Raw genomic sequence first — 22,493 nt, forward strand, 5'->3', positions numbered from 1 at the left:
CGGCGCTCGCCGATCACGGCTGCGGCGCGTCCTCCGGCAGGCTGGCGTCGGCGTTTTCCAGCGCCTCGATGAAGGTGTCGCACCAGATCTCGGACGTGCCGGCAAAGACCGCCTCGCGCATGCCCTCCCAGCGCCGCTTGCGCTCGTCGAAGGGCATGGTCAGGGCCCGCTGCAGGGCGCGCGCGACATCGTCGGTGGAGTAGGGATTGACGATCAGCGCATCGGGCAGCTCGGCCCGCGCCCCGGCAAAGCGCGACAGCACCAGGACGCCCGGATCGTCGGGGTCCTGCGCGGCGACGAATTCCTTGGCGACGAGGTTCATGCCGTCGCGCAGCGGCGTGACCAGGCAGACCCTTGCCGCGCGGTAGATTCCGGCGAGCGCCCGGCGGGTGAAGCCGCGGGTCATGATCTGGATCGGCGTCCAGTCGAGGGTGGCGAAGCGGCCGTTGATATGGCCGGCCAGTTCCTCCAGCTCGCGCCGCAGCTCGACATAGGCGCCGAGCTCGGACCGCGACAGCGGCGCCACCTGCAGGAACTGCACGTTGCCGCGGTTCTCCGGATAATCCTCCAGCAGGCGCTCGAAGCCGCGGAAGCGCTCCACCAGCCCCTTGGAATAGTCCATCCGGTCGACGCCGACGATCTGCAGCCGCTCGCCGGCCATGTCGCGCAGCATCTCCTCGTGCTCGCCGGCCTCCGGCGAGACGGCAAAGCGCTCGTAGCCCGGCGCGTCGATGCCGATCGGGAAGACCCGCGCCGTCACCACCCGGTCGCCGACCCGGATGCGGTTGTCCGACAGCTTCTGGCCGCCCAGCTCGCGGATGCAGAAGGCGAGGAAGTTGCGCCGGTCGGTGTCGGTCTGGAAGCCGACGAGATCGTAGGCAAGCATCGCCCGGACGATGTCGTGGCTGGCCGGCAGCGCCGTGAAGATTTCCGGCGGGCAGAAGGGGATGTGCAGGAAGAAGCCGATGCGGCCTTCGAAGCCGCACTGGCGCAGTTCGGAGCCGAGGAAGAAGAAATGATAATCGTGGACCCAGACAATGTCGTCGTCGTCCAGCATGGGCGCCAGCCGGGCGGCGAAGCGCTGGTTCACCGAGCGGTAGACGCGCTCCGACTGCCGGTCGAACTGGGCGAGGTCGAGCCGGTAGTGCAGCAGCGGCCAGAGCGAGCGGTTGGCATAGCCGAAATAGAAGCCCTCGAGCTCTTCCTGGTTCATGTCGATGGTGGTCATCGACACGCTGTCCTGGACCTCGGTATGGGCTTCGCTGAAGGTTCCCTGTTCCGACGTGTCGCCACTCCAGCCGAACCACAGGCCACCGCGCCGCTTCAGCGCGTCCGACAGCCCGACCGCCAGACCGCCGGCCTTGCCCTCGTCATTGAGGGGGCCGACCCTGTTCGACACCGCCACCAGTCGCCGCTGCCCGTCCGCCATCGTCTCCCGTCTCCTGTTGCAAAGCCGCCTTCGGCTTCGTCGTCGTGATTGCCGTTTGGTCCAGCCTCCGGCGCTCCCTCAGGAGGCCGCGGCGATCCAGGCGTGAACGGCGGCGATGTCCGGCAGCCGGAACTCCGCCACGCTGGTCTTCTCGGCGCCGCCCACCTTGATGGAGACGCCGCCCTGGTTGCGCACGTGGCGCAACGCGAATTCGTCCGTCGTGTCGTCGCCGACATAGACGGGAATGCGGCCGGCAAAGGGCGCATCCTCCATCATCGCGGCGACGGCCTTGCCCTTGTCCATGCCGGCGGGATGCACCTCGACGATGCAGTCGCCATGCATGACGACGAGGTCGTCGCGGCCTTCGGTCGCCTGCGCCATGATGCGCTCGGCCAGATCCTGCAGGTCCGGAGCCGTGCGGTAATGCAGGACGAGGGCGGTGTCCTTGTCCTCCAGATGCAGGCGCCGGGCGGACTCTACCGCGCTGGCGATGCGGTCACGCACCGGGTCGAGGGTCTCCGGACCGGCCAGCATCTCCACCGCGCCGTCGGGGCTGCGCCGACGCTCAAGCCCGTGGACGCCGGCCGCGGCAAAGCGGTCGGGCGACAGGAAGCGGTCGAGATCGGCGATGCGGCGGCCGCTGACGACGGCGAGCGCGCCGTCCAGCTTCCGGGCAAGGCCGGCCAGCTCCCGTTGGGCAGCGGGCTGCATCACCACGGCCTGCGGATCGTCGACGAGCTCGACCAGCGTCCCGTCGAAGTCCAGAAAGACGGCGTGACGGGTCGTGTCGAGGGCGGGGGGGAATGCGGATTCTTGTACCATCTCGGTTGCAGTACATAGCATCCGGAACGCCCGCGGCCACAGGATCGATACGAAAGTCGACCGGTTTCTCGCCGACCGCGTGAGCCGGAGGAAGTGCCGCCGGGCGCGGATCGCCGCTCCGCCGGCTAGCGGACCTTGGTGCAGGGCTTTGCCGAAACACCCAGCCGCGCCATGGTCGCGGCATCCGCTGCCGCCGAGACCGGCAGGCCGTGCGCTGCCTGGAAACTCGTCAGCGCGGCCTCGGTCCCGGCGCCGAAGATGCCGTCCACGATGAGGCGGTGACCATGGGCGACGAGGGCGCCCTGCAGCCGGCGGACACGGTCGCCGCGCGCCCCGCGGCGCAACTCGCCGGTCGCCGGGTCCGTACCCAGCAGGCTTCTCGCCTTGCGCAGGGCTGCCGCGATCTTTTCGTCATAGCGATTGCGGCGATAGGCCGGGCCGTTGTAGCGCCGGGCAAAGCCGGCGACGTCGCCGTTGACGAGGCGATCGGCGAGCCGTCCGGCGGCGAGAAACCGCGCCGCGATCTCGAACTGCCCTTCGGCCGAGGCGCGCGCCGAGGCCGCGAGATCGGCGGCATCGCCATAGCCGAGCGCCTTCCAGTGCGAGCCCATCACCTGGCAAAGGCCCCAGGAGACCGACGCGGCGGCCGCCGCCGCATCGATCGCGGCCGCCGAGTCGAAGAGCTTCCAGCGCGCGCTCTGGGAGGCGGGATTGCGGATACGCCCGGCCCGCGGATCGGCTAGCCCCGCCGCCCGGGCGCGCTGCCGCGCCGCCCCCGACAGCAGCCGGTCGAAATAATGGCCCTCGAAGCGGATCAGCGGTTCGCGGCGATCGCCGATACGCGCGAACGCCACCGCGTTGGTTTCCACCAGCGCGACGGCGACCAGCACCGCCGCGTCGATGCCGCTCGTCTTCGATACATGGCGCGCTGCGCCGAGAACCGCCTGATCCACCCTCATCGCTCCCTCCCGTCCCGTCACCGCGACCAGTGTCGCCGGATCGAAGCAGGCGGGGAGAAAACAACGGCCGCCCCTCAGGCGAGGGACGGCCGAAATGGTCGGGGTGGATGTATGCGAAGCCGCAACGTCAGGCGGCGGCCGGCAGGTCCGTCTCGGCGGGCATCTGCCTGAAACCGGCGGCACGCGGGCGGGCATAGCGGGCCTCGACCTCGCCGGCGATCATGTCCGCCGTCACCGCCGACAGGGTCCAGCCGAGATGGCCGTGGCCGGTGTTGTAGAACACCCCGGCCGCCCGGCCGGCGCCGACCCGCGGCATCATGTTCGGCATCATCGGGCGCAGGCCCGCCCAGGGCACGACCGAAACCGTCGCGATCTCCGGGAAGCGCGTGCGGCACCACTCGACCAGCGGCCGGATGCGGGCCGCCTTGATGTCGCGGTTCTCGCCGGCGAATTCCGCGGTGCCGGCGATGCGCAGCCGGTCGGCGCCGAGGCGGCTGGTGACGACCTTGGCGTGGTCGTCGAGGAGGCTGACCCAGGGCGCGCCGGCCCGGCTCGCCTCATCGGTGAGGTTCACCGTCACCGAATAGCCCTTCACCGGGTAGATGTTGACCCGGTCGCCGAGCTGGCGGGCGAAGGCGCGGCTGGCGACGCCGGCGCAGACGACGATGCCGTCGAAGCGCTGCTGGCGCGGCGCGTCCTGTGGCCGGCGGCCATCCTTCCAGGTCACGTCGACGCCGTCGGCGCCGCGCGAGGCGAGCTTGCGCACGTCGGCATCGAAGGCGAAGGTCGCGCCCTTCCGCCGGCAGGCCTCGGCCAGGTGGCGGGTGTATTTGTGGATGTCGCCAGTGAAGTCGGATTCGGTGAAGAAGCCGCCGACGAAATCCCCGCGGATGGTCGGCTCGATGGCGGCGATCTCGGCGGGCGTCACCGCGTCGCGGCGCAGGCCACCCTCGGCCAGGAGCCGGTTCACGCCGGCGGCATGGGCCATCTCCGCCCGGCTTTCATAGACATGCAGGATGCCGCGCTTCTCGGCGTCGAAGTCGAAGCCCTCGCGCTCGGCCGCGTCCAGCAGATGCCGGCGCGCCGCGATCGCCAGCCGGGTGGTGGCGATGGTGTTGGCCTCGTAGCTGCGCGCGGCGAGGACGAATTCCATCATCCAGGACAGCTTGTGCCAGGAGGGCGAGGGATGGACGAGCAGCGGCGCATCCTTGCGCAGCATCCACTTCAGGCCCTTGAGGAAGGTGCTCGGCTGGTTCCAGACCTCGGCGTTGGAGGCCGAAAGCTGGCCGCCATTGGCGAAGGAGGTTTCCATGGCGGCATGGGCATGACGGTCGAAGACGGTCACGTCGAAGCCACGCTGGACGAGCTGATAGGCAGTGGTGACACCGGTGATGCCGGCGCCGATGACGGCGATGGAGGTCATGACGATCCTTTCGCCCCGCCGCAGCGGGGGCGTCGTTCATGCCCCTCCCGTCATGAGCCTGAGAGCTTCGCAGTCGCGGAGGAATTTCCGGCGGCCACTTTCTCCTTCGGCGGACGCCCGATGAATGGCCGTCGCTCTTCGGAATTTGCAGAGACGCAGGCGGTCCTTTTGCCTGAGAGTTTCCGGGGCGGTTGCTCCTTCGGCGCCGGCCTTGCGGCCGGTCTCTCCCGCTAGCGTCTGTGCATTTATCCTATGCCTTTCGCGGGGCGCCGGCAAGCGGCCGCGTATCGGCGTCGGCGCAGGGCCAGCCATGTCGGCAGCGCGGGTATGAGCCTCGCGGTTGGCGGCTCGCTGACGGCGCGCCTCAGTCGATGCGCAGGCCGCTCGACGTGTCGAAGCGGTGCAGGGCCGAGACCGGCGCGGCGGCGCGGACCTTCGTGCCCGGCTCCAGATGGCTGTAGCCGGCCACCCGCACGGCGATCTCCGGACCCTTGTCCGGCAGCGCGCCATAGACGTAGCTCTCGGCGCCGACCACCTCGACGCCGCTGACGGTGAGGTCGCAGACGAATTCGCCCGGAGCGGCCGGCGCATCGGCGAGAAGCCGCATGTGCTCGGGGCGGATGCCGAGGGTCACGCCGGACGCCGTCGCCGCGCCGGCGTCGTCGAGGCCGCTGATGCCGGAAACGCCCGCGGCCCCGCCGCCGAGCGGCACGAGGTTCATCGCCGGCGAGCCGATGAAGGTGGCGACGAACAGGCTTGCCGGACGCTCGTAGATCTCCATCGGCGAGCCGGCCTGCTCGATGCGGCCGGCGTTCAGCACGACCAGCCGGTCGGCCAGCGTCATCGCCTCGAGCTGGTCGTGGGTCACGTAGAGGCTGGTGGTGGCGAACTGGCGCTGCAGCCGCCGGATCTCGGCGCGCATCTGGACCCGCAGCTTGGCGTCGAGATTGGACAGCGGCTCGTCGAACAGGAAGGCCGCCGGCTCGCGCACGATGGCGCGGCCCATGGCCACGCGCTGGCGCTGGCCGCCGGAGAGCTGGCCGGGCTTGCGCGACAGGAGCGGGGCGATCTCCAGCACCTTCGAGGCCTCCTCGACGCGCCGGGCGATCTCGTCCTTCGCCATCTTGCGGTTCTTCAGGCCGTATTCGAGGTTCTGGCGCACGCTCATATGCGGATAGAGCGCGTAGTTCTGGAACACCATGGCGATGTCGCGCTGGGCCGGCTCCAGGTCGTTGACCACCCGATCACCGATGGTGATCGTGCCGGAGGAGATCGCCTCCAGCCCGGCCACCATGCGCAAGAGCGTCGACTTTCCGCAGCCGGACGGGCCGACGAGGACGACGAATTCGCCATCGGGAATATCCAGCGAGACGCCCTTCACGGCCTCCACATTGCCGGCATAGACCTTGCGCACGTCCCTCAGTTCGATGCCTGCCAAGTTTACTTCTCCGCTTCGACGAGGCCGCGCACGAACCAGCGCTGCATCAGGACGACGACCAGGACGGGGGGCGCGATCGCCAGGATCGCCGTCACCATGACCAGATGCCACGGCGTATCGGCGTCGGCGAAGGACACCATCTTCTTCAGGGCGATGACGATCGTGTTCATCTGGTTGTCGTTGGTGACGAGCAGCGGCCACAGATACTGCGTCCAGCCATAGATGAAGAGGATCACGAACAGGGCCGCGATGTTGGTCTTGGAGAGCGGCAGCAGGATGTCGCGGAAGAAGCGCATCGGCCCGGCCGCGTCAACCCGCGCCGCCTCCACCAGTTCGGACGGAATGGTCATGAAGAACTGCCGGAACAGGAGCGTCGCGGTGGCCGAGGCGATCAGCGGCAGGATCAGCCCGGCATAGGTGTCGATCATGCCAAGATCGACCATCACCTTGTAGGTCGGCAGGATGCGCACCTCGACCGGCAGCATCAGCGTAATGAAGATCAGCCAGAAGAAGGTCATGCGCAGCGGGAAGCGGAAGAACACGATCGCGAAGGCCGACAGGATCGAGATGACGATCTTGCCCACCGCGATGCCCAGCGCCATCACCGAGGTGTTGAACAGCAGGGTCCAGACGCTGACGCCGCCGATCCGGTCGACGCCGCCGAACAGCGCCTCGCCGTAATTGTCGAGGAACTGGTCGCCCGGCACCAGCGGCAGCGGTGGCCGCAGGATGGTCTGCAGCGTCTGCGTCGAGGCGACGAAGGTGTAGTAGATCGGGAAGGCGACGATCGCCAGGCCCAGCACGAGAAGCACGTGGGCGACCGGCCGGCCGATGGGGCTGCGCTCGATCATGGGCGGTGGTTCCGGGGATCAGCCATAGTGCACCCGCCGTTCCACGTAGCGGAACTGTACCGCCGTCAGGGCGATGACGATCGCCATCAGGATCACCGACTGGGCCGCCGAACTGCCGAGGTCGAGATTCACGAAGCCGTCGATATAGACCTTGTAGACCAGCGTCTCGGTGGCCCGCGCCGGACCGCCGGCGGTGACCGCGTCGATGATGCCGAAAGTGTCGAAGAAGGCGTAGACCGTATTGACGACGAGCAGGAAGAAGGTCGTCGGCGCGATCAGCGGGAAGACGATGGTCCAGAACCGCTTGGTCGAGCCGGCGCCGTCGATGGCGGCAGCCTCGGTCAGGGATTTCGGGATCGACTGCAGCGCCGCGACGAAGAACAGGAAATTGTAGCTGATCTGCTTCCAGGCGGCCGCCACCACCACCAGCAGCATCGCCTGGTCACCGTTCAAGAGCGGGTCCCAGTTGTAGCCGGACCGGCGCAGCATGTAGGCGAAGGTGCCCATGGCGGGGTTGAACATGAACAGCCACAGCATGCCGGCGACCGCGGGCGCCACCGCATAGGGCCAGATCAGCAGGGTGCGGTAGAAGCCCTTGCCGCGCACCACCTTCTCGGCCGCCGACGCCAGCAGCAGCGCCAGCGCCATGGCGAGGATCGCGGTGGAGAAGGAGAAGATCGCCGTGACCTTCACCGCGTTGAGATAGCCGGGGTCGCTCAGCACCGAGCGGAAATTGGCGAGGCCGACGAATGTCGTCTTCAGCCCGAACGGGTCCTGGCGCAGCACCGATTGATAGAGCGCCTGGCTGGCCGGCCAGTAGAAGAACACCAGCGTGATCGCCACCTGCGGCGCGAGCAGCAGATAGGGCAGCCACTTGTTGGGAAAGACGGCTTTCGACACGGCGTCTCTGGGACTGGGCCGCCGCGCATGGCGCGTGGCGACGGGAAAAGGGCGACAGGCAGAACAACGCCGGGCGGTCGAACCGCCCGGCGTCGGTGACGATGGCGCTTACTGCGCTTCGGCGATCGCCTCGTTGCCGAGTTCGACGATCTTGTCGAGCGCGGCCTGGGCGTCCTGCTGGCCCGACAGCATCAGCTCGAACTGCTCGTTCTCAATGTCGCGCAGCTGCGGCAGGTTGGGCAGGCGCACGCCCTTGGAGTTCTCGGTCGGCTCCTTGCCCATCATCTGCAGGATCGGGGTCTCGCGGCCCGGGTTCTTCTCGTAGAAGCCCGAATCCTTGGTCGCCTCGTAGGCGTCCATGGTCACCGGCAGGTAACCCGACACCTGGTGCAGGCGCGACTGGATCTCGGTCTGGGACAGGAAGTTGAAGAACTCCGCGATGCCCTTGTACTCCTCGTCGGACTTGCCGCCGAAGACCCAGAGGCTGGCGCCGCCCGGAATGGTGTTCTGCGGCGCGCCCTCGGCATTGGCGTCATAGGGAAGCTGGCCGATGCCGTAGTTCATGCCCGACTTGACGATGTCGCCGAGACCGCCGGAGGATTCCGTCAGGATCCCGCACTCGCCCGACAGGAAGAGCTGCTTGGCTTCCGAGGTGCGGCCGCCGTAGCGGAAGACGCCGTCCTTGGCGAGATCGGCGATGTCCTGGAAATGCTGGACATAGAGCGGCTCGTTGAGCTTCAGCTCGACATCGGTGCCGGCCAGGCCGTTCTCGTTGGTGCCATAGGCCACGTTGTTCCACGCCGCGAAGTTCTCGAGGTGGATCCAGGTCAGCCAGGTCGAGGTGTAGCCGCACTCGGCCGCGCCCGATTCCTTGATGGTGCGGGCGGCCGCGAACACGTCCTGCCAGGTCTCCGGCGGGCTGTCGACGTCGAGGCCGGCCTTCTCGAAGATGTCCTTGTTGTAGTACAGGATCGGTGACGAGGAATTGTACGGGAAGGACAGCATCGTGCCGTCCGGCTTGGAGTAATAGGCGACGATGCCGGGCAGGTAGTTCGACTTGTCGAAATTATAGCCGCCGGCTTCCAGGACGTCGGCGACCGGCATGACCGCACCCTCGGCGCCCATCATCACGCCGGTGCCCACGTCGAACACCTGAATGATCGCCGGCGGCTGCTTGGCGCGGAAGGCAGCGATGCCGGCGTTCAGCGTCTCGGGGTAGGTGCCCTTGAAGACCGGGGTGATCTTGTAGGCGTCCTGGCTCTCGTTGAATTCCTTGGCGAGCGTGTCGACGACTTCGTTGTTGGCGCCCGACATCGCGTGCCACCACTGCAGCTCGGTCACAGCGACGGCCTGACCTGCGCCAGCGACCAGCGCGCCCAGCGCGACGGCGGCGCCCAGAATTTTGCGGTTCATCATGTTTCCTCACCCTTGATGCGACTCTCGGGCCCTGTTGCCGAGCTCGTTGCAAGCCGCTTCTCTAGGAGTGCTTCAAAACCGATCGGTGACACAAGCATGAAGGTTCGATGACAGTGGAAAAACTCGGTCTGGCGGCTGTAACGACCGCGTTCTGACGCACGTCGTGCGCCTGCTGGCTGCCATCAGCCGGTTTCAGGCTGCTACGCGCGAACCGCGTAGCGTTGGCCGCGCAAGCCGCGGCGGCATTCCCAAAATCGTTCGCAAGGATTAGGACATGTCCCCGTGCGCGTCCGCCGGAGGGGCAAGGGGCCCGCGCGCCAAAATGCCATTGGGGAGATTCGCATGGCCTTGATCACCTATCTGACGAAGATCCAGTTCGAGGTCGGGGCCGCCAGCCTGCTCGGCGCGGAATTGCGCGAACTGGGCGTTCGCACGCCGATGGTCGTCGCCGACAAGGGGATCGTCGCGGCGGGGCTGGTGGAGCGCGTGCTGTCGGCCGGCGGCCTGCCTGCCGACACGGTGGTCTTCGACGGCACCCCCGAGAACCCGACCGAAGCGGCGGTCAACGCGGCTCTGGCGCTCTATCGCGAGCATGGCTGCGACAGCCTCGTGGCGATCGGCGGCGGCTCGCCCATCGACCTGGCCAAGGCGGTGTCGCTGCTGGCCACCCATGCCGGACCGCTGGAACAATACGCCGCGATCCTCGGTGGCATTCCGAAGATCACCGCGAACAAGCCGCCGCTGATCGCCATTCCGACGACCGCCGGCACCGGCAGCGAGGTCGGGCGCGCCGCGCTCGTCACGCTCGACGACGGCCGCAAGCTCGGCTTCATCTCGCCGCACATGATCCCGAGCGTGGCGATCTGCGATCCGGAGCTGACCGTCGGCCTGCCCTCGGGACTGACCGCGGCGACCGGCATGGACGCCGTCACCCACTGCATCGAGACCTATCTGTCGCCGCGCTACAATCCGCCGGCCGAGGCGATCGCGCTGGACGGGCTGGCCCGCGCCATGCGCTGGATCCGCCGGGCGACGGAGGCCGGCGACGACATCACCGCGCGCAGCGAGATGATGATGGCGGCGCTGCAGGGCGGCATGACCTTCCAGAAGGGGCTCGGCGCGGTCCACTCGCTGTCGCATCCGCTCGGCGGACTGAAGAGCGTGCGCCTGCATCACGGCACGATCAACGCCATCCTGCTGCCGGCGGTGCTGCGCTACAACGCGCCGTCGGCCGAGGAAAAGTACCGGGCGCTGGCCGCTGCGATGGGGCTGGAGGCGGGCGCCGATCTGGCCGCGGCGATCACCGCGCTGAACCGCGATCTCGCCATGCCGACGACCCTGTCGGAAATGAACGTGCCGCGCGACTGTTTCGGCCTCGTCGCCGAGGGCGCCGAGCGCGACCATTCGACGGCCACCAATCCGCGGCCGGCCGTCGCGGCCGATTTCCTGAAACTGCTCGAAGAGGCCTATTGAGCCGAAAGGCGCAACGCCTGGCTCGGGAGGTTATCGAGGATTGACGAACCGGGCGCCGGGCGCCCGGTCGTCATTGGCTGGATCAGCCCTTCGGCTTGGGCCGCGGGCGGCGCGGCTTGGCGCTGCCGGGACCGGTGCCGCCCTTGCGGTTGAACGGCTTCTTGCTGAAGCCGCCCTTGCGGTCGGCATCGCCCCCGCCCGGTGCGCCCGTCGGGGAGATGGTGATGTCGTCGCCGTCGCTGACTTCGGCGGCGTCGGCAAAGCGCTTGGCGACGCTCTCGGAGATCTCGAACTTCGTCTCGCGATCGAAGATCTTGATCATGCCGATCTCCTGCCGGGTGATCTTGCCGCGGCGGCACAGCAGCGGCAGGATCCACTTCGGATCGGCATTGTTGCGCCGGCCGACATCCATGTGGAACCACACCATCGGGCCGCTGGCCTGATCGCGCTCCTTGCGCGGCGTGCGTTCCTTGCCGGCGAAATCCTTGCCGGCCTTCGGGTCGGGGCCGAAGCCGGGATCGAAGACGTCCTCGGGCGCCGGCAGGCGCGAGCGATAGAGCCTTGCCAGTGCCGCGGCGATGGTTTCCGGCGAATGCTTCTCCAGGAGGCTGCGGGCGGCGGCGAGATCGTCCTCGCCGGGCTCCTGCGCCAGTACCGGATCGGTCAGGAGCCGGTCCTCGTCGAGCTTGCGGATGGCGTCGGCCGAGGGCGTACCGCCCCATTCGGCCCGGATCCGCGCTTCGGCCAGAAGCCGCTCGGCCTTGCGACGGCGCGAGATCGGCACCAGCAGCACCGAGATGCCCTTGCGCCCGGCGCGGCCGGTGCGGCCGCTGCGGTGCTGCAGCGTCTCGGCGTCGCTCGGCAGATCGGCGTGAATGACCAGCGCGAGGCCCGGCAGGTCGATGCCGCGGGCGGCGACGTCGGTGGCCACACACACCCGTGCACGGCCGTCGCGCAGCGCCTGCATGGCCTGGTTGCGCTCGGCCTGGCCGAGTTCGCCCGACAGCGTCACCGCCGAGAAGCCGCGCTCCAGAAGGCCGGACGACAGATGCCGCACCGCCTCGCGGGTGTTGCAGAATACGATCGCGCTTGGCGCATCATTGAAGCGCAGGACGTTGACGACGGCGTGTTCCAGCTCGTTCGGCGCGATGCGGATCGCCTTGTATTCGATGTCGGCATGGGCGGCGCTGCTGCGCGTCGCCTCGATGCGCAGGGCATCGCGCTGGTAGCGCTTGGCCATGGACGAGATCAGCTTCGGCAGCGTCGCCGAGAACAGCAGCGTGCGCCGCTCGCGCGGGGTGGCCTCCAGCAGGAACTCCAGATCCTCGCGGAAGCCGAGATTGAGCATCTCGTCGGCTTCGTCGAGCACCAGCGCCTTCAGGCCGCCGATCTGCAGGGCGCCGCGTTCGAGATGATCGCGTAGGCGGCCGGGCGTGCCGACGACGATGTGGGCGCCCTGGGCCAGCTTGCGCTTTTCGGCGCGCGGATCCATGCCGCCGACGCAGGTCACCATTTCGGCGCCGGTCTGGGCGTAGAGCCAGGCGAGTTCGGTCGTCACCTGCATGGCGAGTTCGCGCGTCGGCGCGACGATCAGCGCCATCGGCGCGCCGGCCGGGCCGAAGCGCTCGGCCTCGCCGAGCAGGGTGGGGGCGAGGGCGAGCCCGTAGGCAATGGTCTTGCCCGAACCGGTCTGGGCGGAGACGAGGAGGTCGCGGTCGGCCGCCTGCGGCTCCAGGACGGCGTCCTGGACGGGGGTCGGGTCGACATAACCGCGCTCTGCGAGCGCGTGAGCGAGTGGCGTGCTCGTCGTGCGAAACGGCATCTGGTAATCCTTGGGTATCGGCAGTGGCGGCGGCAACGAGCACGCGCGCGAGTGGCGGCATTTCCGCCCAGCCGCGCCCCCTATTGCACAGGCAGGGCCGCGGCTCAACCGAAACGGCGCCTGACGGTGCTGTCCGGACCGCCCGCGCCGGCAGTTTTCGCGCACCGATCGCCGTCCCGATGGTGCATGCACTGTGCACTGCCGCAGCGGAATATCGTCATTCCGGGACAGCCCCCGCTTGCATCGCGCGTCATTGCCCACCATTCTGTGCCGGCGCGCGGGCGGTACGTCCGGCGCCGACTGGAAAAACAGGTAGTAAAATGGCTCAGACTGGTACGGTGAAGTTCTTCAACATGGACAAGGGCTTCGGCTTCATTAGTCCGGATGCGGGCGGAAGCGATGTGTTCGTGCACATCTCGTCCGTCGAGCGCTCCGGCATGACTTCCCTCACGGAGAATCAGAAGGTTTCCTTCGACACGGAACCCGATCCGCGCGGCAAGGGCCCCAAGGCGGTCAACATTCAGCCCGCATAATTCGGCCAGCAGGACCGTTTCGTCCGCTCCCCGTCGGGCCCGTCGCGAGACGGTTTCCGGCAGGCGCCGAAACGCCCTCTGATCGACCTGCCCGCAGACGGGCTCGATCGCTGCACCGGCCTGGCCGAAGCGATCGCCCGGATGCCCGCCGCGGGTGGCAGACACGACCGTGCCGGACCTTCCTGAGGCCCGGCACGGCAACGAGACCGATCGATGTTCTTCACGGCCGACACGCATTTCAACGATCCACGCGTCCTGCGGATCGACCGGCGCCCCTTTGCCGATCTTGCCGACCATGATGCCGCGCTGATCGATCGCTGGAATGCCGTCGTGGGACCGGACGACATCGTCTGGCATCTCGGCGATTTCGCGCGCGGCGATGCCGCCGCCAAGGCCGCGCTCCTGTCCCGCCTCAACGGCCGCAAGCAGTTCGTCACCGGCAACAACGACGATGCCGACACGATTGCCGCGCCCGGCTGGGAAACCGTCCAGGCCTATCGCGAACTCACCGTCGACGACCGCCGCGTCGTCTTGTGCCACTACGCCTTCCGGACCTGGAACGGCATGGGCAAGGGCGCCATCGACCTGCATGGCCATTCCCACGGGCGGCTGAAGAAGATGACCCGCCAGTTCGATGTCGGCGTCGACGCCTGGGATTTCCGGCCGGTCACGCTGGACGAGATGCTGGCCTCGAGGCCGCAGCGCGGCAAGGCGGCCGGTCCTGCCGACGTGACGTCTTCCAGGACCCAGGCGAGCCCCGCAAAGCCGTAGGCGTCAGCCCGCCAGCGGCAGCCGGATGGTCTGGTCGAGCCCGCCGCCGGCGCGGTTGGCGACCACGATCGAGCCGCCGGTCTGGTCGATGATCTCCTTGGCGATGGCCATGCCGAGACCGGCGCCGGGCTTGAACTGGCGGCGGCCGAGATCGACCCGGAAGAACGGCTCGAAGGCGCGTCCGAGCAGCTCTTCGGGAATGCCCGGCCCGTCGTCGGCGAGGCTGACCACGGCGTCCTGCCCGTCGCGGGTCAGCGCAACCCGGGCGCCGCCGCCATGCACGGCGGCGTTGTCGACGAGGTTGCGCAGCGCCCGCTTGACCGCCAGCGGCCGGGCCCGGATCGACAGGGGCGGCCCATCGAGGCGGGGCGGCTCCACCGGCCTTCCGATCTCGCGCAGCTCGGCGATGATCTCGGTCAGCAGCCGGTCGAGCCGCACTTCTTCGAGCGAACCTGCATCCACCTCCTCGCGCACCAGCCGGATGGCGCTGTCGGCGATGCGGTCGAGCTCGGCCAGATCCTTGAGCCAGACCTCCCGGTCCTCGTCGGGCAGGAACTCGGCGCGCAGCCGCATCCGCGTCATCGGGGTGCGCAGATCGTGGCCGGCGGCCGCGACGAGGCGCATGCGGCTTTCTACCGCCTCGCGCACCCGCGTGGTCAGCCGGTTGAGCGCGGCGGCGGTGGCCCGCACCTCGGCAGGCCCGTCCTCGGGAATATGGGCGGGCAGGCCGTCGCGGCCGACGGTGGAGACCGCCTGGTCGAGGATGCGCAAGGGGCGGGTCATCTTGGTGGCGACGAAGATCGAGACCGCGGCGGCGCCGACGACGACCAGCGTCATGTAGAAGACGAAGATCGGCCAGTTGCGGGGCGGAAACCCGGTATAGGGCAGATAGGCCCAGCGGCCCGGCGCAAATTCCAGCGCCAGTTGCCGGGTGCGCGCGGCCGGGTCGCCGACGACCCGTACCGGGATCGACAAGCCCTTGGCCGCGACGGCGCTGGCGATGCCGCGAGCGTCACGCACCCGCATGTCGTCTTCGCGCACCGGCTCCGGACCGACCTCGATGCCGAGCCTGTCGGCGGCCGCCGGGTCCTCGACCAGCAGCGCGGCGACGATACGTACCTCTTCGGCGAAGACCTCGCGAAAACTGTCGCGGTCCGGCCGTTCCAGGACGACGATGGAGACCAGTGAGGCGACCGCCACGACCCCGACAATGGCGAGGATCAGGAGCAGCGCCAGGCGCGAGCGCAGCGATCTCATGGCTGGCCATCCCCGGTGCCCGTGGCGGCTTCGCTCCGCTCCACCCGGGCGGCGAACTGGTAGCCGCCATTGCGCACCGTCTTGAACAGCCGGAACACGCCGCCATCGTTGAACTTGCGCCGCAGCCGGCTCATCGTCACGTCGACCGAGCGGTCGAAGGGGTCGGCGGTGCGCCCATGCAGGAGATCCATCAGGATGTCGCGGGACAGAACACGGCCCGGTCGCTCCAGAAAGATCATCAGGAGATCGAACTCGGCCCCGGTCAGCACCACTTCGGCCCCGTCCGGATCGGTGGCGAGGCGCCGCTCGGGATCGACGGTGAAGCCTTCGAAGGTGAAGCGCGTCGGTGCCGCCTCGCCCGGAGCGGCGTCCCCGCCGCCGCCGCGCCGCAGCACGGCGCGGATGCGCGCGGCCAGTTCGCGGGGATTGAACGGCTTGCCCAGATAGTCGTCGGCGCCGATCTCCAGCCCGATGATCCGGTCGACGTCTTCCTTCAGCGCGGTCAACAGGATGATGGCGATCTCCGGCCGCCGGTCCTTCAGGTCGCGGCAGATGTCGAGACCCGAGCCGTCGGGCAGCATCACGTCGAGCACGACGAGATCGATGCGGGCGTCGGCGATCTTCTGTTCGCAGGCCCGCCGGCTGGCCGCGATGGTGCAACGGAAGCCCTGGCTCTCCAGATACTTCCCGAGCAGGCGTCCGATCTCGGGGTCGTCGTCGACGACGAGGATGTGGGGCTGGCTCATGCGGGGCTCTCGAATGATGGCTCTCGCCCTTCTGTGACCGGGCTGCGCGCGGGACGCGAGACCATTCTTGTAACGGCGCGTTGCAGGAACCGCGTCCCGCAACATTGCGTAACAAGTTTCCGTGTCGGCGACACGCTTCGCAACATTCTGCCGCATCCTCGCAACATCGGCGCACTAGCTTCGGTTTCGGTAGTCACCAAGGGAAGGAAATCTCCATGACCTCCAATCACAGCCAGACGAACACCCGCCGTTCGCACCGCCTCATCGGCCTCGCCGGCGCCGCGCTCCTCGCCAGCGCCGCCGCCACCTCGGCCTTCGCCCAGGCGACGCCGGCACCGGCCGCACCGGCTGCGACCACCACCTCCTCCGAAAATGCCGGCCAGCGCGGCGACAACAAGCAGGTCGCCGAGCACCGGCGCGAGCGCGGCGGCAAGCATCATCGGGCCGGCCGTGGGGGCCGTGGCGGACATCACGCCATGCACCGCATGTTCACCCCGGCCAAGGTGGCCGGCGCGCTCGCCGCGATCGAGACCGGCATCGGCGTGCGGCCCGACCAGATGGAAAGCTGGCGCGCCTTCACCGCGGCGCTGGTTGACTTCGCCGACGCCTCGCAGCCGCCGCGCATGGGCCGGGGCAACGACCGCGGCGGCATGCGGATGATGCCGAATGACGACGCCGGCCCGGCCGATGGCGCCGATGACGAGGCCGCCGACGATCAGACCACGATCGATGCGGACGAGACGGACGACGCGGACACCATGGCCGAGGCCGATGCGCCCGAGGCCGGTGACGACGCAGCTGCACGGGGCGACCGCGCCTTCCGGATGCTCGACCGCATGGCCGACCACGCCATCGCGCGCGGCGACAAGGCCGAGACGCTGAAGAGCGCGCTGGCCGATCTGCAGACGACGCTGACGCCGGAGCAGGTCACCACGGCCCGCAAGATCGTGCGCTCGATGATGCGCGATGCCCGCATGGAAATGCGCGGTGGTCGCGGCGGCGAGCGCGGCGGTCATCACGGCCGGATGGAGCGCGGCGGTGGCCGTGACCATGGCGAGATGCATGGCCGGCATCACGGCGGCGACAAGCGCGATGGCGGCGAGCGCCGTCACGAGCGTCACCACGGCGGCGGCGAGCAGCGCCCCGACCGCGGCTGATCCTGCCATCTCCTGACGAACGCCATGCGGCCGGCCCTTCGGGGCCGGCCGTTTTCATGCGTGGTCTCAGCCGAGCGCGTCGGCGATGGCCTTGCCACAATCGACCGTGCCGAGCGGGCCGCCGAGATCGCCGGTGCGCAGCTTGTCTTCGGCCAGCACGGTCTCGATCGCCCGAACGATCGCCGCACCGGCGTCCTTATGGCCGAGATGGTCGAGCATCATCGCGCCGGCCCAGATCTGGCCGACCGGATTGGCGACGCCCTTGCCGGCAATGTCCGGCGCCGAGCCATGGACCGGCTCGAACAGCGAGGGGAAGTCGCGCTCGGGATTGATATTGCCCGACGGCGCGATGCCGATGGTGCCGGTGCAGGCCGGGCCGAGATCGGAGAGAATGTCACCGAACAGGTTCGAGGCGACGACGACATCGAACCGGTCCGGATTCAGCACGAAATGGGCGGTCAGGATGTCGATATGGTACTTGTCCCAGGCGATGTCGGGATAGGATTTCGCCATCTCCTCCACCCGCTCGTCCCAATAGGGCATGCTGATCGAGATGCCGTTGGACTTGGTCGCCGAGGTCAGGTGCTTCTTCTCGCGGGTCTGGGCGAGATCGAAGGCGTAGCGCAGGATGCGGTCGACGCCGGTCCGCGTCATCACCGTCTCCTGCAGCACGAATTCGCGGTCGGTGCCCTCGAACATCCGGCCGCCGACCGAGGAGTACTCGCCCTCGGTGTTCTCGCGCACCACGAAGAAGTCGATGTCGCCCGGCTCGCGGCCGGCCAGCGGGCTCTTGACGCCGGGCATCAGCTTGACCGGGCGCAGATTGACGTACTGGTCGAACTCGCGGCGGAATTTCAGCAGCGAGCCCCAGAGCGAGATGTGGTCGGGCACGGTCTCGGGCCAGCCGACGGCACCGAAATAGATCGCGTCATGGCCGCCGATCTGCGCCTTCCAGTCGCCCGGCATCATCTCGCCATGCTTGGCGAAATAGTCGCAGGAGGCGAAGTCGAATTCGTCGAATTCCAGCGCCAGGTCGAATTTCGCGGCAGCCGCTTCGAGGACCCGAAGGCCTTCCGGCACGACTTCCTTGCCGATGCCGTCGCCGGCGATGACCGCGATCCTGAGCGCGTTGGATGACATGAAAGACCTCGTTCTGGCTGCGATGGCCGGCGATGCCGGCGAAGGGGAATGGGAGGGCCGCGCACGGCCCGCGAACGAGCTATAGCGGAAGTAAGTCCGTCATAGAAATGGCCGCGTGTCGCGAAACACCGGTCGTTCGGCCGTTGCCGCGCGCAAGGCTTCCAGCCGCGGCGTGTCGGGAATCCAGTCGGCATCGGGAAACCGCAGCGCCACATAGTCGAGCGCCGTGACCGCGGCGATGGTCGCGAGATCGAGCCGTTCGCCGGGCGCCGCGTCGATCCGGGCGCCGAGTTCGGCCAGCCCGTCCACCATCGTGCGGCGGCGCTTGCGGCCAATCGGGCTGGCGTCGAAGGTCGTGACGGCAAAATCGCCGCTGACGATCTTGCGACCGACCAGCGTCTGCACCGCGGCGTCGCAGACGCCCAGTGCCAGGCCAGCGATCGACAGGACCCGCGGAGCGTCGTTTCCGGGCGAGGGCGCCTCTCCCACGTCGTCGGCGTAGCGTGCGATCAGCAGGCATTCGGCGATCGCCGTGCCGTCGTCGAGGACGAGGCAGGGCACGCGGCCGGCGCTGTTGACGGCCAGCAGCGCCGGATCGTCGTTCCACTGGTCGGCGATCTGGACAGTCAGATCAGGCACCGCCGCGTCGATCAGCGCGGCATGGGCGATCCGGGCGAAGGGCGAGGTGTTGTTCTTCAGGAGCGTCGGCATGTCACGGCTCGCGGTCGGAACAGGCGGTTTCCATCACAGCACCAGCTTCGGTTCGAGCCGGCCGCGCACCGGCAGATCGACGAGGAAGGTCTTGCCGGCATCGAGATCGGCGCGCCGGCCGGCCTCGTCGAGGCCCGTCCAGGCCGAGGTGACGATCATCCGGTCGGCATTCGGGCCGACGAAGGACGGGCAGGTGACCTGCCGCGCCCCGAGCGTGATGCTTTTTACGCGCGCGCCGTCCGGCGAATAGGCGTCGAGCCTGCCACCGCCCCAGCGGGCATTCCAGAGCGTGCCGTCGGCGTCGCAGACCGAACCGTCGAGGCCGCCGTCGCCGCCGGAATGATCGTGGAAGAGCACCGGGTCGGCGACCGGCAGGCCGCTGGCCGGATCGACCGCGACGCGCATCAGGCGGTTTGCCTGCGTGTCGACGAAATAGGCGATGGCGCCGTCGGGCGAAAAGCAGATCGAGTTCGGAATGCCGATCCCGGCATAGAGACGTTTCAGCTCGCCGGCGCGATACCAGTAGATCGCCCCGGCCTGCGGCTCGGCGTGCTTGCCCATGGTGCCGATCCACAGCGCGCCGGAGGGATGGACGCGGCCGTCATTGGAGCGGGTGACCGGATTGTCGGCTTCGAGCTGTGTGTGCAGGGACAGGTGGCCGGTGGCGGTCTCCCGGATATACAGCCCGTCCTCGGCGGCGATCATCTGCCTGTCGCCGTCGATCACCGCCAGCGCGCTGGCCATCACCGGCAGCGGATGCGCCGTCGCCTCGGCCGCATCGCCGCGCTTTTCGAGCAGCATCCGGCCCTCGATGTCGAACCAGAAGGCAGTGTCCGTCGCCGGATCGTAGGTCGGCCCCTCGCCGAGCCGGCAGGCGATGTTCGAATAGAGGCTGACGGATATGTCGGCGTCGCGCATGGTGTCGGGCCCGGATTGTCCTCTTGGCGGCTCGGCAGCCGCAGCGCGGCGGACGCGCGCCGCCGCAAATCGGGGCCGAAGATGACTTGGCCGGCCGCCCCTGTCGAGCCTCGGCCTGCGAGGACGGTCAGCTTGCGGCGCGCAGGATCTCGAGGAGCTTGCGGCGGCCGTCCTGCGGGCTGCCGTCATTGACGATGCGATGATGCGCCTCGGCGCTGGGCGGCACGGTCAGCTGCACCTGCCGGGCGATGCGGGCGGAGATCTCCTCCGGCGTTTCGCGGCCGCGCGCGGCGATGCGGGCGACCAGCACGGCCGGCGGCGCGGTGATCTCGACGATGGCGAGCCGTGCGAAGCGCTCTGCGGCCTGGGCGAGGACCCGGCGCGAGACATTGGCGACGACGATGGTTCCGTCCGTCAGCGCGGTCGTCAGATACGCCGGCAAACCATAGGCGAGGCCGTGGGCCCGCCACGACAGGCAGAACGCCCCGGACGCCTCCGCCGCGGCGAAATCGGCGGGGCTCATCACGTCGTGATCCTCGATCGCCGCGATGGCGTCCCGGGTCACGATCCGCCGGGCAAAGACGATGCCGGGTGTCTTCGCCAGATCTTCCGCCGCCAGCGCCAGCAGCGTGTCCTTGCCGGCGCCGCTCGGGCCGACCACGGCGACGAACAGGCCGGGGCCGCTCGGGGCCGTTCCGCCTGCGCTGCGGCTGGGATCAGGCGACACGCCGGCCCTCCCGCCAGACCGCGCGCACCACCGGCGGATCGCCGGCGCTGGTGGAAACCCGCACCAGATCGCCGCGCAGCCCTTGGACGATGGCGCCGCGATCCGCGAGGCCGACGGCGGCGGCCGGATTGGCGGTGACCAGCCGGATCGCCGCCGGCAGGTCGCATTCGCCGCTCTCGGCCAAAGCGAACACCGCCTGCAACATGGAGAAGGGAACATAGTCCGAGGACAGGATGTCGAGGGTGCCCCGGCGCAGGAGCTCGATCGCCGAGACATTGCCGGAATGCGATCCGCCGCGCACGATATTGGGCGCGCCCATCAGGACGTGCAGCCCGGCCTCGCGCGAAGCGGCGGCCGCCTCGACCGTCGTCGGGAACTCGGCGATGCGGGTGCCCAGTTCGATGGCTTCGGCGACATGGGCCGCGGTGGCGTCGTCATGGGAGGCGACAGCGATGCCGCGCTCGCGGCAGACGCCCGCGATGGCACGCCGGGCAGGCGGCGCGTGGCGCTCGGATTCGGCAAGCCGGCGGGCGCTGAAGGCGTCGAAATCGGCATCCGACAGGTTCAGCTTCTTCTGGAAATAGGCGCGATAGGCGTCCATGTCGGCGAACTGGCGCTGGCCGGGCGCATGATCCATCAGCGACACGAGCTTCAGCCGCGGATTGGCGGCGATCTTGTCGAAGCCCTCGACCACGTCCGCCGCCGAGACCTCGCAGCGCAGATGGATGTAGTGGTCGGCCCGCACCCGCCCCTCGGCGACGGCGCGGTCGATGGTCCGGCCCATCTCCGCCATGTCGTCGGCGGTCAGCGTGCCGTTCTCCTCGGTGCCGACCCTGAGCGCGTCGAAGACGGTCGTGATGCCGGAGCCGGCGATCTGGTTGTCGTGCGCCTGGATGGCGGCCATCTTGTTCCACATCACCCGCGGCCGCGGATTGAAATGGCCCTCGATATGGTCGGTGTGCAGCTCGACGAGGCCCGGGATGAGGATGTCGCCGCCCATGTCCTCGCCGCTGGCGGGGCCTTCGTCGAAGCCGGCGATCACGCCGTCGCGCAGGACCACATGGCCGTCGATCACCGCCTCCGGCGTGACGATGCGGGCATTGGTGAGGATGGTCTCGTCGGGCATGTCAGGCTTCTTCCGAAGGGCGGCGGAACGGATGGACCGAATGGACGCGGAACGGTGCGCCCGGCTCCGGCTCCATGAAGAGAGCCAGATGGTCGATGGCAAGCGGGGCGCCATCGAATGGGGCGAATCTGTCGCGCAGCCGCGCTTCGACCGGCTTGCGCTCGGCGGCCGGAACCTTGCCGGTCAGGGTCATGTGGAAGCGGAATTCCTCGAAGACGTGAGGATAGCCCCATTTCTCCAGATAGTCGCGCTGGCGTTCGGTCAGCTTGTGCGGCTTGCGGCGCGCGATCTCCTCGGCCGTGGCGGGGGCGCGCAGCGGCTCGAAGCTGCGGACGACGGCCGATTCCAGTTCGCCGAGAGCCGGCGGCGCGGTCTCGGGCACCAGCGCGAAGAACGGCCCGAGCCTCGCCAGCACCAGCTCTGCGATCCGCACCGGGTCGCGCGAGGCGCAGAAGGCCGCCAGCCGGGCATCCACTTCGGACAGATCGACGCCCTCGGCAAGCCGGAACGGCGCGCGCATGGTCGCATGAAAGCCGTAGCGCGCCGGTGAGGCGACGAGCGGATCAACGGCCGGATCGGGGTCTCGGGTCGGCTCGCCGTCGAAGGCGCTGCGGCCCAGCCATTCGGCGGCGGTGCGGGTCAGCGGCGCGCCGGCGGGGGGCGTGAAATAGATCGCGGCGCGCATGGTCAGGGTCCTGGGACTGGAGGGCAGCGGAAGGGCATGTCGGTCGGCGACGCTCGCGCTCGGCTTGGTCGCGGGAGAGGGTGGGTCCGCGGGGGATATAAGCGGCATTTCGATCCGGCCACCCTGCGGAGGTGTCGCACGGCACCCGAAGGTTGCGGCGACAGCGGGGACCGGCGCGGATCGCGGCCG

The 22,493-nt window shown here is 68.9% G+C and carries 21 protein-coding genes and 1 riboswitch; of the genes, 4 read left to right on the plus strand and 17 right to left on the minus strand.

Going from position 1 to position 22,493, the window contains the following annotated elements:
* Positions 1–13 precede the first annotated feature (13 nt).
* From J3367_RS06640 to ugpB, 8 genes are all read right to left on the minus strand, one after another.
* Positions 14–1,429: an alpha,alpha-trehalose-phosphate synthase (UDP-forming) gene (locus J3367_RS06640; RefSeq protein WP_024350717.1), complete on the minus strand. Its 1,416-nt coding sequence runs from the start codon at positions 1,427–1,429 to the stop codon at positions 14–16.
* Between the two features lie 78 nt (positions 1,430–1,507).
* Positions 1,508–2,251, minus strand: a complete 744-nt coding sequence (gene otsB, locus J3367_RS06645) for a trehalose-phosphatase (RefSeq protein ID WP_024350716.1) — start codon at positions 2,249–2,251, stop codon at positions 1,508–1,510.
* Positions 2,252–2,376: 125 nt separating this feature from the next.
* Complete coding sequence (locus tag J3367_RS06650; protein WP_024350715.1) at positions 2,377–3,210, minus strand: N-acetylmuramidase domain-containing protein; 834 nt, start codon at positions 3,208–3,210, stop codon at positions 2,377–2,379.
* 127 nt (positions 3,211–3,337) lie between these two features.
* Positions 3,338–4,633, minus strand: coding sequence for a D-amino acid dehydrogenase (locus J3367_RS06655; RefSeq protein ID WP_024350714.1), 1,296 nt, complete (start codon positions 4,631–4,633; stop codon positions 3,338–3,340).
* A gap of 150 nt (positions 4,634–4,783) precedes the next feature.
* Positions 4,784–4,873, minus strand: a riboswitch (glycine riboswitch).
* A gap of 124 nt (positions 4,874–4,997) precedes the next feature.
* Entirely contained in the window at positions 4,998–6,071 is a 1,074-nt protein-coding gene (locus J3367_RS06660) for a sn-glycerol-3-phosphate import ATP-binding protein UgpC (RefSeq protein WP_024350713.1), read from the minus strand.
* A 2-nt stretch (positions 6,072–6,073) separates the two neighbouring features.
* Complete coding sequence (gene ugpE / locus J3367_RS06665; RefSeq protein WP_009211221.1) at positions 6,074–6,922, minus strand: sn-glycerol-3-phosphate ABC transporter permease UgpE; 849 nt, start codon at positions 6,920–6,922, stop codon at positions 6,074–6,076.
* A gap of 18 nt (positions 6,923–6,940) precedes the next feature.
* Positions 6,941–7,822 (minus strand): sn-glycerol-3-phosphate ABC transporter permease UgpA, encoded by an 882-nt coding sequence (gene ugpA / locus J3367_RS06670; protein ID WP_009211220.1) that lies wholly within the window; start codon positions 7,820–7,822, stop codon positions 6,941–6,943.
* A 108-nt stretch (positions 7,823–7,930) separates the two neighbouring features.
* The gene (gene ugpB / locus J3367_RS06675) at positions 7,931–9,238 is read right to left on the minus strand and encodes a sn-glycerol-3-phosphate ABC transporter substrate-binding protein UgpB (protein ID WP_024350712.1); all 1,308 of its coding nucleotides are present in this window, start codon (positions 9,236–9,238) and stop codon (positions 7,931–7,933) included.
* Positions 9,239–9,580: 342 nt separating this feature from the next.
* Between ugpB and J3367_RS06680 the strand changes: the two genes are divergently transcribed.
* On the plus strand, positions 9,581–10,711 hold the full coding sequence (locus J3367_RS06680) for an iron-containing alcohol dehydrogenase (RefSeq protein WP_024350711.1): 1,131 nt from the start codon (positions 9,581–9,583) through the stop codon (positions 10,709–10,711).
* A gap of 82 nt (positions 10,712–10,793) precedes the next feature.
* Here the strand turns inward: J3367_RS06680 and J3367_RS06685 are convergent, their stop codons facing one another.
* Positions 10,794–12,533, minus strand: a complete 1,740-nt coding sequence (locus J3367_RS06685; RefSeq protein WP_024350710.1) for a DEAD/DEAH box helicase — start codon at positions 12,531–12,533, stop codon at positions 10,794–10,796.
* Positions 12,534–12,853: 320 nt separating this feature from the next.
* Between J3367_RS06685 and J3367_RS06690 the strand changes: the two genes are divergently transcribed.
* Positions 12,854–13,066, plus strand: coding sequence for a cold-shock protein (locus J3367_RS06690; protein ID WP_009211216.1), 213 nt, complete (start codon positions 12,854–12,856; stop codon positions 13,064–13,066).
* 213 nt (positions 13,067–13,279) lie between these two features.
* A complete protein-coding gene (locus J3367_RS06695; RefSeq protein ID WP_024350709.1) occupies positions 13,280–13,837 on the plus strand; it encodes a metallophosphoesterase family protein in 558 nt (185 codons plus the stop codon).
* A gap of 3 nt (positions 13,838–13,840) precedes the next feature.
* Here the strand turns inward: J3367_RS06695 and J3367_RS06700 are convergent, their stop codons facing one another.
* Positions 13,841–15,094, minus strand: coding sequence for an ATP-binding protein (locus J3367_RS06700; RefSeq protein ID WP_024350708.1), 1,254 nt, complete (start codon positions 15,092–15,094; stop codon positions 13,841–13,843).
* Entirely contained in the window at positions 15,091–15,840 is a 750-nt protein-coding gene (locus J3367_RS06705) for a response regulator transcription factor (protein WP_024350707.1), read from the minus strand. The genes J3367_RS06700 and J3367_RS06705 overlap by 4 nt, the downstream gene beginning before the upstream one ends.
* Before the next feature lie 215 nt (positions 15,841–16,055).
* Between J3367_RS06705 and J3367_RS06710 the strand changes: the two genes are divergently transcribed.
* The gene (locus tag J3367_RS06710; RefSeq protein ID WP_024350706.1) at positions 16,056–16,997 is read left to right on the plus strand and encodes a hypothetical protein; all 942 of its coding nucleotides are present in this window, start codon (positions 16,056–16,058) and stop codon (positions 16,995–16,997) included.
* A gap of 66 nt (positions 16,998–17,063) precedes the next feature.
* Here J3367_RS06710 and J3367_RS06715 read toward each other — a convergent pair whose 3' ends face one another.
* From J3367_RS06715 to J3367_RS06740, 6 genes are all read right to left on the minus strand, one after another.
* Positions 17,064–18,137: a tartrate dehydrogenase gene (locus J3367_RS06715; RefSeq protein ID WP_009211212.1), complete on the minus strand. Its 1,074-nt coding sequence runs from the start codon at positions 18,135–18,137 to the stop codon at positions 17,064–17,066.
* 99 nt (positions 18,138–18,236) lie between these two features.
* Positions 18,237–18,848 (minus strand): glutathione S-transferase family protein, encoded by a 612-nt coding sequence (locus J3367_RS06720; protein ID WP_024350705.1) that lies wholly within the window; start codon positions 18,846–18,848, stop codon positions 18,237–18,239.
* A gap of 33 nt (positions 18,849–18,881) precedes the next feature.
* A complete protein-coding gene (locus J3367_RS06725) occupies positions 18,882–19,766 on the minus strand; it encodes an SMP-30/gluconolactonase/LRE family protein (protein ID WP_024350704.1) in 885 nt (294 codons plus the stop codon).
* Between the two features lie 127 nt (positions 19,767–19,893).
* Positions 19,894–20,493 carry a phosphonate metabolism protein/1,5-bisphosphokinase (PRPP-forming) PhnN gene (gene phnN, locus J3367_RS06730; RefSeq protein ID WP_024350703.1) on the minus strand — a complete coding sequence of 200 codons (600 nt, stop codon included), beginning with the start codon at positions 20,491–20,493 and terminating at the stop codon, positions 19,894–19,896.
* Positions 20,483–21,619 (minus strand): alpha-D-ribose 1-methylphosphonate 5-triphosphate diphosphatase, encoded by a 1,137-nt coding sequence (locus J3367_RS06735; protein WP_024350702.1) that lies wholly within the window; start codon positions 21,617–21,619, stop codon positions 20,483–20,485. The genes phnN and J3367_RS06735 overlap by 11 nt, the downstream gene beginning before the upstream one ends.
* Before the next feature lies 1 nt (position 21,620).
* Positions 21,621–22,304 carry a DUF1045 domain-containing protein gene (locus J3367_RS06740; RefSeq protein WP_024350701.1) on the minus strand — a complete coding sequence of 228 codons (684 nt, stop codon included), beginning with the start codon at positions 22,302–22,304 and terminating at the stop codon, positions 21,621–21,623.
* Positions 22,305–22,493: the final 189 nt, after the last annotated feature.

The organism is Aurantimonas sp. NFXS3 (assembly GCF_049132005.1).
GTDB lineage: Bacteria > Pseudomonadota > Alphaproteobacteria > Rhizobiales > Rhizobiaceae > Aurantimonas > Aurantimonas coralicida.